Source organism: Immundisolibacter sp. (assembly GCF_041601295.1).
In the GTDB taxonomy this organism is placed as follows: domain Bacteria; phylum Pseudomonadota; class Gammaproteobacteria; order Immundisolibacterales; family Immundisolibacteraceae; genus Immundisolibacter.
Map to the genome: position 1 here is coordinate 25132 of NZ_JBFIII010000012.1, position 13366 is coordinate 38497.

The following is a 13366-nucleotide window of genomic DNA, read 5'->3' on the forward strand; positions in this document are numbered from 1 at the left end:
GTGCAAAAATCGCCCCTTCAGCCTGGCTCGGCAACCAGACCGGCTGCGGCAAGCCCGGCACGGGCGCAGATTTCGTCTTCTTCCTCACTGCCACCGGACACACCCACCCCGGCGATGCAGTCCGACCCGAGGTAAACCGGCACGCCACCGCCGAAAACCACCATCCGCGGCACGGCCGCTATACCGGCCAGAAGACCTGGCGAGTTCATACCTTCCAGCACTGGCCACCACTGTTTGGTCGGCAGGCCGAAACCGGCCGAGGTAGTGGCCTTGTCCTGGGCGATCTGGCTGGAATGAAACGGGGCGCCGGGGTCGCGCGCAAAGGCCAGCAGATTACCCCCGCGGTCCATCACTGCTACCGCCACCCGAATACCCAACTCCTGCCCTTTGCCAAGAGCGGCCTGGGCAATCGCCAGCGCCGCCTCCCAGTGCAAGGTTGTCTGTTGCACGGTCTTGTTCATTAGGTCGTCTCAGGTGTTGGCGGAAACGAAGCTTTCGACGATTTTGTGGCCGTAGTAGAAGATCCCCTTGGGCACTTCCTCGTGGGTCCAGGTCAACAACGGATGATCCGGGTAGCGGATGTAGCCACCGTGGAAGGTCTCGTTGCGGTTGCCGGACGGGTCAAAGAAATAAATGGTCAGGCCGCGCGTCAGGCCATGGCGCCCCGGACCGTACTCCACCGGGATGTAGTTCTTGGACATGATGTCCGCCGCGTGGCGGATTTCGTCCCAGGATTCCAGGTGAAAGCTGACGTGGTGCAGGCGACCTTTGGATTCTTCGTGGATAAAGGCAACGTCGTGCGCCTTGGTGGAGCACGCCAGGAAAGCGCCAACCATCTCGCCCTTGTCGTTAATGATCCGTTCCGACAAATCAAAGTCCAGCGCTTCCTGGAACAGCTTGGCGGTCTCGGGGATACTGTCGCCGTTCAACAGGACATGGTCGAAGCGGCTGGGCTTCATGCCCTTGAGGCCATCCGGCCACACGTCCGGGTTGACCTCCGGCAGGCCGTTGCCGAAATGCTGCTTTTCAGCGTACAGCTCCAACGGATGCCCAGACGGCGTTTCGAAGCGTATGCGCTCTCCGGTGCCTTTCAGATCACCCGCCGGAATGCGCTCAATGGCGACGCCGTAGTCGGTCAGGCGCTTGGCGTAATGCTCCAGGGCCTTTTTGTCGAGCACCTTGAAGCCGTAGAAGTCCAGGCCGGGACTTTCGGCCTCGCGCAGGACGATGCTGAACAGGTCCTGCTCGTCCCAGGCCTTGAGGTAAACCCGGCCCTCATCGTCGCGAGCGGTCTCGATCAGGCCCACCATTTCCTTGTAGTGATGCAGTGCCGGGCCGAGTTCCAGCACGCGCAACTGCACGTGACCCGGGCGCAAAATACCGGTCATGGCCATAGGAAAATCCTCTTCTGAAAGATGTGCCAAGGAAAATGCCAGGACAGCCAGCCGTCGCGTCCTGTTTAAAACCGAAACGCAGGCCTCGTCGGCAGTGTCACGACCAGCCGGCTGGCCACAACTTTAATGCTTTATCCCCGGCTTTGACAGGATGACGAGCCCGAACTGGCGCCCCACCCTCTCACCCGGGGCCACGGTTACCCTAACGCAGCTGAATTCGCCCGGCGGGCGCACCCAAACCGCCCATGCCGCCGGGCTCCGGCACAACAATCGACGAGGCCTGCTCGCGACGCATCTCCTGCAACTCACGGGCGGTTTCCTCGAGCGCCTTTTGGGCTTCGGCCGGGAATTTTTCAAGCGCTTCACGCAAATCGGCGGCGGCAATCTCGAAGGTCAGTGGCAGCGCGCCCATTGGCGTCACGATCTGCGTCTGTCCGACAAACAGGATCGGTCGCGCCGGGTCAGGCTGGCCTTCGATCGTGACCGGCTGCAGGCGACGAATGGTGCCAACACGCCGATCGGTGATCGTTTCCTCCACGTACAGGTCATTCGCTTCCATCTTGAATTCGGGCATTTGACTGGACATCACAGACACCTAGGGGGCAGCGAGCCGGCGAAAAAATAACCGGCCCTGGTTGCGCCATTTTATCCACGCTGGCGCTGATTAACGAAGCAGGTCCCGATAGTCGCCGATTACGATAGAGCTAGGCCTGCCTATTCCGCCGACTGCGTTTTTCAAGAAACGGGGGGACAGTGCATCGCCAAGACGGCACGACCTGAAACCCGGCGATTTCAGCTTTTTAAGGGCCTCCGCTGCGAATGCTCGTGACGCCGTTGCTCCGCCATACTCCCGTAGCGCTCCCAGATCTCCCATGTGAGCGCGTCGACCCCCCGGCGATCCCGCCTGATTATCGCAAGCGCAAGCCTTAATACCGACTCGACCTGCCGTCTGAGCAGCCATCGTGGTACGCCGCACAGGCGCGACGACAATTCCTCACGCGTGTTCCGCTGGGCAAGGAGATATCGACTTCGCCCAAAATTGCTCGCTCGACATCGAATCCAGCGTGGCTCCAATTGCCACGGTCGAATGATGTGCTGAACCATCGCATCTTTCACGAAGTACCCGCGGGCCCCTTGCTTGCCGATCCGCGACAGAAACTCTGTCTCTCCTCCCATCGGATAGGGACCTTTTCGGGGGCCGAGATCCGTCCGAAATCGATGCCCCTGATCGAAGTACCGCGATCGGACGGCATAGTTCGGCCCCCAAGCACGGTACGGTGGCATGGGCCCGGTATCGCGATCCGATGGCGTTAGCGCGAAAGCAACCTGCTTGGGATCAACATCCCCGTGGGGTACCGCATCGTTGACCCAAGCCGGGGGCTGGGCTTCCCACAGGGGCAGGATCGCGCCACCGAAAACGTCGAACTCCGGATTACGATCGGCGGCTGTCCTAAGACACTGCAGCCATCCAGAATCGGGGATTACGTCATCGTCCGTGAACACCATCAGGTCGCCTCGACGAGCGTCGAGGCCCGTGTTCCTGGCGAAATTCTGGCCGCGCCGGGGTTCCTGCAAAAGCTCCATCGGCAGTCGTCCCTGAAAGGCCGCCAGAATGTCGGACGTGGCGTCGGTGCTGCCGTTGTCGATCACGACGACGTGCCATCCGCCTGTGGGCTCCTTCAGACGCGTTAGCGCATCGAGCATCCGAGGCAGAGTGTGAGCCCCGTTGTGTGTAGCAAAGAGCAAAGTCAGCATCGAGTACCCGTGCCGTGACCGGATGGACGAGCCGACGAAGGCATGGCTCAGAACGCCTCGGCTTTTAGGGAGAAGGCGGGCACAAGAGCCAATCCAGGGCCACGCCATCGACGGGCCCTACGTCGCCGCCCAGCAAGGCGCCAAAGGTGGGGGCGAGGTCTTCGACCACACAGGACGGGCGCTCACCCGGACAGATATTTCCTCCGCTCACGAGCAAAAGGCCATCCGGGAGGTGATCACCGGAACGTGGGCCCTCGTAGCGTCCCCTGACGTCGCCGATCATCGGCGACGACAGTACGGTGAATGGCTGTAGACGTGTCCAGCGGGCAACAATGTCCGGAAGGGTGTCCAGACGTGCGCCCCGTAGGTGGTCGCGCGTAAGCGCGATCTCATCAAATGCCAGCGGTCCGCTCGGACCGACACGTAGCTGGCCAAGAGCTTGCATCAACGCCGAGCAGTACGAGTCGAACTCGGAACCAGGGCGGATTCGCCCCAACGGCTCACGCCCCTCGAGATTGATCCGGATACCCAGATAGGCCTCGTTGTTGGGGACCCAAAACGCTTTGCGGAAAACACGGTGCGACAGCGGCTTGGGCAAGTACTTCCGTAGACGGTAAGGCCGGATATTTTGTCCCCAGAGACGCAGCGCGGCTTCTGCTGGTGTGGCTTGGGACCGACGCCCATGAGGAAGAGCGTCGTCAAGGCGCGCGAGTACGTCATCCATCAGGTGGGTGCCGTCCCAATGGGGACCAATCCCGTGGCTCGCGAACACCATAGCAAGGCAATCGGTGGGTATCTGCGGCAGCAGTCGCCCCAAGGCCGCATCGATTGCGCGATACACGTCGCGCAGTGGGTTGCCGACCGCTTCCGCGACCGCTTGGTCGAATCTGTCATGCTGGGAGTCGTGGATGTGCCAGCATTGATGCCCGGCGCAATGGGTATCGGCGAAGACCGCAACGAAGGCATCCCAGTCATTCTTAGCGAGTTGCTCCGATAGCAGGCGTTCCTTGCGATGAACGCGGTCGATCAACCGGTCTCGAAACGAGCGGTAACCATCGACGGTCGGATCCAATCGGTTGCAGTCATCGTCCTGGTTCTCGCCATACCGGAGCAAGATCTCCTTCGCGAGAGGGGCTGGCGTAGTCTGCAGGCCCGATCTTTCCGGATCATGAGTCGCCCAGTCGACGACGTGGGTGCCCGAGAAACGGTCGGACAGGGCGGTCTTAGGAACATCCGTGATTGTAAAGCGCAGTCCCTGAGCGCCTAGAGAATCCCAAAAGGGCGTGCCGCCGATTGAGGTGGCTGGGAAGGACGCGTCGTAATATCGACCGGGTACCAGCTGCCTATAACAGTACCGTCCGTGCCCGGCAGGGTTCAGGCCCGTGTAGAAGGACGGCCATTGAGCGCCGACAAAAAACGCAAAGGGGCTTCGACATTTCGCGACCGCGCTCGTGGCGAGCAGTCGCCGGAACGTGGGCAACGTGCCATCTTGCGACCACCGCTGAATCAAGCTGGCGTCCGCCGCATCGAATCCTATGAAGACGAATCGCTGCACTAGGTACCTGCCGCGTAAAAATGAAAAGCAAAGGGGCCCGGATACACGATTGCATCGTCAATCAGATAAGCCGACCCCTTGCCTTTTGGCCACCCCTCACCTCGGCCTTGCCCACAGCGTCGCAGTGGCGCATACCATGAAAAAAGGGCGTACCGTGTGATCTAGCGGAGGTAGGACGTCTCGGTTCCAGTAGCGTACCCCAGCCGGGGAACCCGACCTCGACCTTGGTCCAGCAGCTTGGCTAGCGAAGCGAAGGGCAGCCAGGGGCTTTTTACGAACGGTAGGCCTTTAGAAATTAAGAAATGGGAGAAGGTGGGTCGCGTCCGATGCTCAGCGCGTTGCCTTTTCCCCTAGCCCCAGACCCAGGGACCGACGCGGCCACTCAGTGCTGCCAGCTTTTCTCGCAGCACCTGCAACCGGTAATCCGACCCTGCGCTGCATCGACCGCTCAGCGCACCAAGCCGGTGAGCATGGCGTCGAGTTCGTCTGCTTTCTCGTGGCGGATCGCTGCGGTCGGCGGGTCCCGCCACTCCTTATCCCCGCCATTCGCAAATAGTGCGTTCGGGGATTCCCATGAGGGCACCTACCCGACGGACCTGCCCGACCAACAGATAGCGGGCGGCGGCCTGGGCAATCTGCTCGCGCGTGTGCTGGAAGCCAGACTGCCTTTAAAGGTATCAATGACAGGGGGGTTGCCTGCCTCCCGCTTCCCCAACCGTCCCAAGCTCAACAGCGCTCCGGAATGACCGCACCGCCTACATAACGCCCTACATAATTCAGAGCTATAAAAAGCACGAGACGCGTAATTTTAGTTAACTAATTGAAAAATATGGTGCTGGCGGCAGGAGTCGAACCCGCGGCCTGCTGATTACAAATCAGCTGCTCTACCGACTGAGCTACGCCAGCGTTTCAGGCCTGGATTCTACATGGCCAGTTCAGCCCATTGGCGGGTTGCAGCGGCGACAAAAAAGGGCCGGAGGAGTCCAAAACCCCTCCGGCCCTGCTTGGTAGCTAAAGCCTACAGGTTGTAACCGCGCTCGTCGTGCAGGGCGAGGTCGAGGCCCTCGGTTTCCTGCTCGGGCGTAACGCGCAGACCGATCACCAGGTCGACAGCCTTCAGAATGACGAAGGTGCCGATACCGCTGAAACCTACGGTCACCAGCACACCCTTGAGCTGGATCCACAGCTGGGAGGGCATGTCGAACTCGGTCTGTACGCCCCCCAGGCTGGCGGCAGCGAACACGCCCGTCAGCAGGGCGCCGACGATGCCACCGATAGCGTGCACGCCGAATACATCCAGCGAGTCGTCATAGCCGAAGGCACGCTTCATCCTGGTGGCGGCAAGGAAGCACACCACACCGGCGACCGCACCTATCACCAGGGCCCCCATCGGCCCGACGAAACCGGACGCCGGCGTGATTGCAACCAGCCCGGCAACGGCGCCCGAGGCAATGCCAAGCACGCTTGGCTTGCCGTGGCTTAGCCACTCGATGAACATCCAGCCCAGCGCCGCCGCACCCGTGGCGATTTGGGTCACCGCCATCGCCATGCCTGCGGTGCCGTTGGCCGCGACCGCACTACCGGCATTAAAGCCGAACCAGCCCACCCACAGCATTGAGGCACCGATCAGCGTATAGCCCAGGTTATGCGGCGCCATGGCGGTGGCAGGAAAGCCCTTGCGCGGACCCAGCACCAGACAGGCAACCAGACCTGCGATACCGGCATTGATGTGGACCACCGTGCCACCCGCGAAATCGAGCACGCCCCAATCCCACATCAGGCCACCGTCACCGCTCCACACCATGTGCGCGGTTGGCGCGTAAACGATGGTGAACCACAGCGCCATAAACCACATCATGGCCGAGAATTTCATGCGCTCGGCAAAGGCGCCGACAATCAGCGCTGGCGTGATGATGGCAAACGTCATCTGAAAAGTCATGAAGACTGTTTCCGGGATCGTCCCGGTCAGGCTGTCAACCGTCACGCCACTCAAAAAGGCTTTGCTCAGCCCGCCGACAAAGCTGTGAAGGTTCACCACCCCCTGCTCCATGCCGGTGGTGTCGAACGCCAGGCTATAGCCATAAACCGTCCACAGCACTGTCATCAATGCGGTGATGGCAAAACATTGCATCAGCACCGACAGCACATTCTTGGTGCGGACCATGCCGGCATAGAACAGCGCCAGGCCGGGAATCGTCATGAACAACACCAGCGCGGTCGAGGTCAACATCCAGGCGGTGTCGCCGGAATTGAGCTCACCGTCGGCCAGCGCCATACCGGGCAGCAGCAGCCCGGCCGTGGCCAGCGCCAATAATCCACGTCGCAGTAGGGTTTTCATCGATAGCTCCCTTGCCATAAGAATCAATTTCCGGGGACCGGGCGAGTCAAACACCGCCGTCACAACGCGTCCGCGCCGGTTTCGCCGGTTCGGATACGAATTACCTGACCCAGGTCGTAAACAAAGATCTTGCCGTCACCGATCTTTCCGGTATTGGCGGAATTGGTAATGGCCTCGATGACGCGATCCACGTCAGCTCCGTCCACCGCCACCTCGATCTTCACCTTGGGCAGAAAATCCACCACATACTCGGCTCCGCGATAGAGTTCGGTGTGGCCTTTCTGACGGCCGAATCCCTTCACTTCAGTCACCGTAATGCCTTGCACCCCGACGCCCGACAATGCTTCACGCACATCGTCCAGCTTGAACGGCTTGATCACCGCACAGACCATCTTCATTGCAGTACTCCTCGGGCAAAGCGACACCGCAAGCCAGCTGACCGACAGCCTGACCCCGGCACCGCAACATCGAACGCGTCGACCCCCTCGCAGGCACACGGCCTTGGGGCGGACACACATCACCGGCATGTACCAGTACCTCCCCCTGAAGCACGGGGCATGCCAAAGTGGTTCTGAAACTTTGCGGTATAGTCAAAAACGGCTCGCCGCGTCGTAATATGCCGAATCTCGCGGCCGCAAATGCACCGTTCTGGTGCTAATAAATGAATGGGTCGCCCAAGAATGGTGCGGCCAACCTTCATCAAGAGTCTCGAACCACGCTCGGGAGATAAGGCCATGACCGATTCTGCGCCGCGGTCGCCGCTACATTGGCTGCAGGGCATCGCCAGCGAACTGGATGGACTGCGCACCCTTACAGTGCAACGACTGAGCGACCGGCTGGAGTTGCCCTCCCGCGAGGAATTCGAAGTGCAGCGCGCGCTGCTTGAGGATGCGCGCGAACGCCTGGAGCGTTTACAGGCCCAGATCGACGCACTCGCGGCTCGCCTCGACGGCGGACGCTAAGCCACTGAGTGCGGCGCGTGTCGCTAGCCGTCCTGCACAGCCGTGCCCAGTTCGGCATGGATGCCCCACTGGTCACTATCGAAGCGCACCTGACCGGCGGCTTGCCGGCGTTGTCCATCGTCGGCCTGCCGGAAACAGCGGTACGGGAAGCCAAGGACCGGGTGCGCAGCGCGCTGCTCAACAGCGGCTTCGAGTTTCCCGCCCGTCGCGTCACCATCAACCTGGCACCGGCTGACTTACCCAAGGAAGGCGGGCGCTTTGATCTGGGCATTGCGCTCGCGATCCTCGCCGCGTCCGGTCAATTGCCCGAGACAAGCCTGCAGGGCTACGAGTTCATTGGCGAGCTTGGCCTGGGCGGCGAACTGCGATCGGTGCGCGGCGTGCTGCCGGTGGCCCTGCAGGCACAGCGCGCCGGCGCGCGGCTGATCCTGCCGCAGGCTAACGCCGCCGAAGCGGCCTTGGCACCGGATCTGGCCGCTTTCGGAGCCGGCGACCTGTTGGCCGTGTGCTCGCATCTGACGGCGAATGCCCCCCTATCGGTGGCGCAGCGCGAGCCGCCGCAAACTGCCGCCGATGTCCCGGACCTCGCTGACGTCCGCGGCCAGGCAGCCGCGCGGCGGGCGCTCGAGATCACCGCTGCCGGCGGCCACAGCCTGCTCATGCTGGGCCCGCCCGGCACCGGCAAGACCATGCTGGCCACGCGCCTGCCGGGCATCCTGCCGCCGCTGACCCAGCAAGAGGCGCTGGAAACCGCCGCCATCCAGTCAATCAGTGCCGCTGGCTTTGATCCGGCCCGCTGGGGTCAGCGTCCGGTGCGGGCACCGCACCATACCGCTTCGGCAGCCGCCCTGGCGGGCGGTGGCACCACGCCACGGCCGGGCGAAATCTCGTTGGCGCACCACGGCGTGCTGTTCCTGGACGAGCTGCCCGAATTTCACCGGCAAGTGCTCGAAGTCCTGCGCGAGCCTCTGGAGTCCGGCCAGATCAGCATTGCCCGGGCGGCGCTCAAGGCCGACTTTCCGGCCCGCTTTCAGCTGGTGGCAGCCATGAATCCGTGCCCCTGCGGTTACCTGGGAGAGGCGTCTGGTCGCTGTCGATGTACGCCTGATCAGGTGCGTCGGTATCGCGGGCGGCTGTCCGGGCCACTGCTCGACCGCATTGATCTGCACATCGAGCTGCCGCCAGTAGCGCACGAGTTGCTCCTGGCGCAGGAACATGTCGGTGCAGAAACATCGGCGACCGTGCGTGAACGCGTCATGGCCGCCCACCAACGCCAGTTACGGCGCAACGGATGCCTCAACGCGCGCCTTGACGCGGCCGGCCTGCGCCGGCATTGCCGGCTCACCCAGCCACAGCAGGAATTTCTGGCGCGTGCCATCGCCAAACTGGGGCTATCCGCGCGGGCCACTCACCGCGTGCTGCGCATTGCCCGCACCTGCGCCGATCTGGCGGGCAGTGACCCGCTTGACTTGTCACATCTGGCAGAAGCCCTGCAATACCGCTTGCTCGACCGGCGCGCCGGTTATTGACTTCGACCAAGCACCGACTAGAATGCCGGAAAGCTCCCTGTTTTCAGGCCGGCCCGGCGCAATGCCGCTCCTTGAAGGTCTGTTGCAATCCTCCTCACACTCGACACGCACCGAACCCTATGAGCGAACACGTCAATCACGTCACCGACGACTCCTTTGAACTGGATGTGCTGCAAGCCGCGGAACCTGTTCTGGTGGACTACTGGGCAGAATGGTGTGGCCCATGCAAAATGATCGCGCCGGTCCTGGACGAGATTGGCAAGGAATACGCCGGTCGCCTCAAGGTGGCCAAGCTCAACGTGGACGAAAATCCCAAGACGCCGCCGCGCTACGGCATTCGTGGCATTCCGACACTGATGCTGTTCAAGGGTGGCAGTGTCGAGGCCACCAAGGTCGGCGCCCTGTCCAAGTCACAGTTGGCGGCGTGGCTAGACAGCAACCTGTGATGCCGGGCCGGCCTAAAGCCCCAACAGTTGTTGCCGATCTCTAGTCAGCTGATTTCGTTCCTTCCTGTTCAACCACGACCCACGATTGCCGCAGCAGCGGATAGAACAACAATCTCGTAAACAGGTTTCCATTCTCGGTCCGTCTCCCGGACTGCTCCCTATACCGCGCTGCTCCCCGCTTTCGCGGCGCCCCCGTCATCCTCGCATAGCACCTATATGAATCTGACTGCCCTGAAAACAACGCCAGTGGCCGAACTCGTAGCCATGGCCCACGCCGCCAACCTGGAGGGCGCCGCCCGGCAACGTCGGGAAGAAATCATCTTCGCCCTGCTCAAAGCCCACGCCCGCAAGGGTGAGGACATCTTCGGCGCGGGCGTGATGGAAATGCTGCCGGACGGCTACGGCTTCCTGCGCTCGAATACGAATTCCTATCTGGCCAGCCTCGACGACGTCTACGTCTCGCCCAGCCAGATCCGCCGTTTCGGCCTGCGCACGGGCGACACCATTTCCGGCAAGATCCGGCCGCCCAAGGACGGCGAGCGCTACTTCGCCCTGCTCAAGATCGACGAGTTGAACTTCGAACCGCTTGAGGCCGCGCGCAACAAGATCCTGTTCGAGAACCTGACGCCGCTGTTCGCCAACGAGCGCTTCACGCTGGAGCGCGGCAACGGCACAACCGAGGACATCACCCCGCGCATCATCGACCTGGTGGCACCCATCGGCAAAGGCCAGCGCGGCCTGATCGTGTCGCCGCCCAAGGCCGGCAAAACCATGATGCTGCAATCGATCGCCCAGTCACTGACCGCCAATCACCCCGAAATTCACCTGATGGTGCTGCTGATCGACGAGCGGCCAGAGGAAGTGACCGACATGCAGCGCACGGTGCGTGGCGAGGTCATTGCCAGCACCTTCGACGAGTCCGCCTCGCGCCACGTACAAGTGGCCGACATGGTGATCGAGAAGGCCAAGCGCCTGGTCGAGCACAAACACGACGTAGTGATCCTGCTCGACTCCATCACTCGTCTGGCGCGCGCCTACAACACCGTGATCCCGTCCTCGGGCAAGGTGCTGACCGGTGGTGTCGACGCCCACGCGCTGGACAAACCGAAAAAATTCTTCGGCGCCGCCCGCAACATCGAGGAAGGCGGTAGCCTGACCATCATCGCCACCACGCTGGTCGAAACCGGCTCGCGCATGGACGACGTGATCTACGAGGAGTTCAAGGGCACCGGCAACATGGAAGTGCACCTCGAGCGCAAGATCGCCGAGCGGCGCATCTTCCCGGCCATCAACATCAACCGCTCCGGCACCCGTCGCGAAGAACTGCTGATGAAACCGGACGAAGTGCAAAAGACCTGGATCCTGCGTCGCTTGCTGGCCTCCATGGACGAAGTGGCAGCGATGGAATTCCTGCTGGAACGGCTAAGAAACACCAAGAGCAATGGCGAGTTCTTCGCTTCCATGAAGGCCTGATGGCCGCCCCCATCCCGTACCGAGGACCTGCCCTGTGAACACGCCCGTCCGCATTGCCGTCACCGGTTGTGCCGGCCAGATTGGCTACGCCCTGCTGTTTCGCATCGCCGCCGGCAACATGCTCGGCCCCGATCAGCCGGTCATCCTGCACCTGCTGGAAGTCCCGCAGGCCATGAAGACCCTGGAAGGCGTGGTCATGGAACTGCGCGACTGTGCCTTTCCGCTGCTGACGGACATCGTCGCCAGTGACGACGTGGCGGTCGGCTTCAAGGATGTCGATTACGCCATCCTGGTCGGCGCGCGTCCGCGCGGCCCGGGCATGGAACGCAAGGACCTGCTGGAAGCCAACGGCGCCATCTTCACCGTGCAGGGCAAGGCTCTGAACGACCATGCCAGCCGCAAGGTCAAGGTCCTGGTGGTGGGCAACCCGGCCAACACCAACGCGCTGATTGCCTTGAGCAGCGCGCCCGACCTGGATCCGCGTCAGTTCACGGCCATGACGCGCCTGGACCACAACCGCGCCATAAGCCAGCTCGCAGCCAAAACCGGTACGCCGGTGCCGGGCATTCGGCGCCTGACCGTGTGGGGCAACCACTCCTCCACCCAGCACCCGGACCTGTCGCACACCCTGGCCAATGACCGCCCGGCAATGGAGCTGGTGGACCAGGCCTGGATCGAGAGCGAATTCATCCCCACCGTGCAGCAGCGGGGCGCCGCCATCATTGCCGCCCGTGGCGCTTCCAGCGCTGCTTCGGCCGCCTCTGCCGCCATCGACCACATGCGTACCTGGGCTCTGGGCACCGCCGAGGGCGACTGGACCAGCATGGCCATTCCCAGCGACGGCAGCTACGGCGTGCCGGCCGGACTGGTCTATTCCTACCCGGTCACCTGCCGCAACGGGCAGTACCAAATCGTGCAGGGTCTTGCCATCAGCGATTTCTGCCGGGCGCGCATGGATGCCACCGCCAGGGAACTCGGCGAGGAGCGCGAGGCCGTGCAACACCTGCTGTGACTTGTCCGGCGGGCCGCTTTAACCTACCCTACGCGGCTCGCCGCATCTTCACTTCAACGCAGACCGCGCCATGAAATCCGACATCCATCCCAAGTATCAGGAAATCGCCGTCACCTGTAGCTGCGGCAACAGCTTCACCACGCGCTCGGCGATGACCAAGCCGGAGCTGCACCTGGACGTATGCTCCAGCTGCCACCCGTTCTATACCGGCAAGCAGAAAGTCGGCGATCGCCGTGGCCGGGTCGAACGGTTCAAGCGCCGCTACGGCATGGCTTGATGCGCCGCCGGTTCGCCGGCTGCATTGCCAAAGGGCGCCTGCTGGCGCCCTTTGTGTTTCTGGCCGCGGCTTTTGTGGCCGCTGCCGCGAACGCCGCCTGCCAACCCACTGTGTCGGGCGAGCAAGCCACTGTAGACAAGCATTACGACGGCGACACACTGCGCCTGAGCGATGGCCGGCGGCTGCGCCTGCTTGGCATCGACACGCCGGAAATGAACTACCGCAAAGGCGCTCCACAGGCGCTGGCCACAACCGCCCTGCACCGCCTGCAATCCCTGCTGCCCAGGGGCGGCACCTTGCGCCTGGTGCCGGATCGGCAGCAACACGACCGCTACGGTCGCCTGCTGGCTCACACCTACACCCCGGACGGGGTCAGCGTGGAAGAAACCCTGCTGCGCGAGGGCCTGGCGGTCAGCTTCATCCTGCCGCCCAACCTCGCTCAGGCCGACTGCCTGCTGGCGGCCGAGCGCGCGGCGCGGTTAGCCCACCGCGGGGTGTGGGCTCTGCCCGCCTATATGCCGCAAGCGGCCACCAGCGTGCGCGCTGATGGCAGCTACCGGCTGATACGCGGCACCGTCAGCAGCGCCATGCGCCGTGGCAACTGGATACTGCTCAAGCTCGACCG

At 62.7% G+C, this 13366-nt stretch carries 14 protein-coding genes and 1 tRNA gene; 7 read left to right on the top strand and 8 right to left on the bottom strand.

From position 1 onward, the window contains the following. Nucleotides 1–17: 17 nt before the first annotated feature. From ABZF37_RS02865 to ABZF37_RS02900, 8 genes are all read right to left on the bottom strand, one after another. The gene (locus ABZF37_RS02865; RefSeq protein WP_372716555.1) at nt 18–461 is read right to left on the bottom strand and encodes a heme-binding protein; all 444 of its coding nucleotides are present in this window, start codon (nt 459–461) and stop codon (nt 18–20) included. Between the two features lie 9 nt (nt 462–470). Beyond that, the gene (locus ABZF37_RS02870) at nt 471–1394 is read right to left on the bottom strand and encodes a catechol 2,3-dioxygenase (RefSeq protein ID WP_372716558.1); all 924 of its coding nucleotides are present in this window, start codon (nt 1392–1394) and stop codon (nt 471–473) included. Nucleotides 1395–1596: 202 nt separating this feature from the next. Then, the gene (locus ABZF37_RS02875) at nt 1597–1980 is read right to left on the bottom strand and encodes a hypothetical protein (protein WP_372716560.1); all 384 of its coding nucleotides are present in this window, start codon (nt 1978–1980) and stop codon (nt 1597–1599) included. Between the two features lie 206 nt (nt 1981–2186). Continuing rightward, nucleotides 2187–3257 carry a glycosyltransferase family 2 protein gene (locus ABZF37_RS02880; protein ID WP_372716562.1) on the bottom strand — a complete coding sequence of 357 codons (1071 nt, stop codon included), beginning with the start codon at nt 3255–3257 and terminating at the stop codon, nt 2187–2189. Beyond that, nucleotides 3214–4704: an alkaline phosphatase family protein gene (locus ABZF37_RS02885; protein WP_372716564.1), complete on the bottom strand. Its 1491-nt coding sequence runs from the start codon at nt 4702–4704 to the stop codon at nt 3214–3216. Before ABZF37_RS02885 ends, ABZF37_RS02880 begins: the two co-directional genes overlap by 44 nt. An 830-nt stretch (nt 4705–5534) precedes the next feature. Further along, a tRNA-Thr gene (locus ABZF37_RS02890) sits at nt 5535–5610 on the bottom strand. Between the two features lie 112 nt (nt 5611–5722). Beyond that, a complete protein-coding gene (locus ABZF37_RS02895; protein ID WP_372716567.1) occupies nt 5723–7042 on the bottom strand; it encodes an ammonium transporter in 1320 nt (439 codons plus the stop codon). Nucleotides 7043–7101: 59 nt separating this feature from the next. Then, nucleotides 7102–7440: a P-II family nitrogen regulator gene (locus tag ABZF37_RS02900; protein ID WP_372716569.1), complete on the bottom strand. Its 339-nt coding sequence runs from the start codon at nt 7438–7440 to the stop codon at nt 7102–7104. A gap of 336 nt (nt 7441–7776) precedes the next feature. Here ABZF37_RS02900 and ABZF37_RS02905 point away from each other — a divergent pair, with 336 nt between their 5' ends. From ABZF37_RS02905 to ABZF37_RS02935, 7 genes are all read left to right on the top strand, one after another. After that, the gene (locus ABZF37_RS02905; RefSeq protein ID WP_372716571.1) at nt 7777–8004 is read left to right on the top strand and encodes an accessory factor UbiK family protein; all 228 of its coding nucleotides are present in this window, start codon (nt 7777–7779) and stop codon (nt 8002–8004) included. Nucleotides 8005–8021: 17 nt separating this feature from the next. After that, the gene (locus ABZF37_RS02910; protein WP_372716573.1) at nt 8022–9533 is read left to right on the top strand and encodes a YifB family Mg chelatase-like AAA ATPase; all 1512 of its coding nucleotides are present in this window, start codon (nt 8022–8024) and stop codon (nt 9531–9533) included. Nucleotides 9534–9652: 119 nt separating this feature from the next. Next, entirely contained in the window at nt 9653–9979 is a 327-nt protein-coding gene (gene trxA / locus ABZF37_RS02915) for a thioredoxin TrxA (protein ID WP_372716575.1), read from the top strand. Nucleotides 9980–10195: 216 nt separating this feature from the next. Beyond that, nucleotides 10196–11452 carry a transcription termination factor Rho gene (rho, locus tag ABZF37_RS02920; RefSeq protein WP_372716577.1) on the top strand — a complete coding sequence of 419 codons (1257 nt, stop codon included), beginning with the start codon at nt 10196–10198 and terminating at the stop codon, nt 11450–11452. Nucleotides 11453–11486: 34 nt separating this feature from the next. Next, a complete protein-coding gene (locus ABZF37_RS02925; RefSeq protein ID WP_372716579.1) occupies nt 11487–12464 on the top strand; it encodes a malate dehydrogenase in 978 nt (325 codons plus the stop codon). A 70-nt stretch (nt 12465–12534) separates the two neighbouring features. Next, nucleotides 12535–12741 (top strand): 50S ribosomal protein L31, encoded by a 207-nt coding sequence (gene rpmE, locus ABZF37_RS02930; RefSeq protein ID WP_372716581.1) that lies wholly within the window; start codon nt 12535–12537, stop codon nt 12739–12741. Then, a partial coding sequence (locus ABZF37_RS02935; protein WP_372716583.1) for a thermonuclease family protein occupies nt 12741–13366 on the top strand: 626 nt, incomplete at its 3' end. The genes rpmE and ABZF37_RS02935, both read left to right, overlap by 1 nt.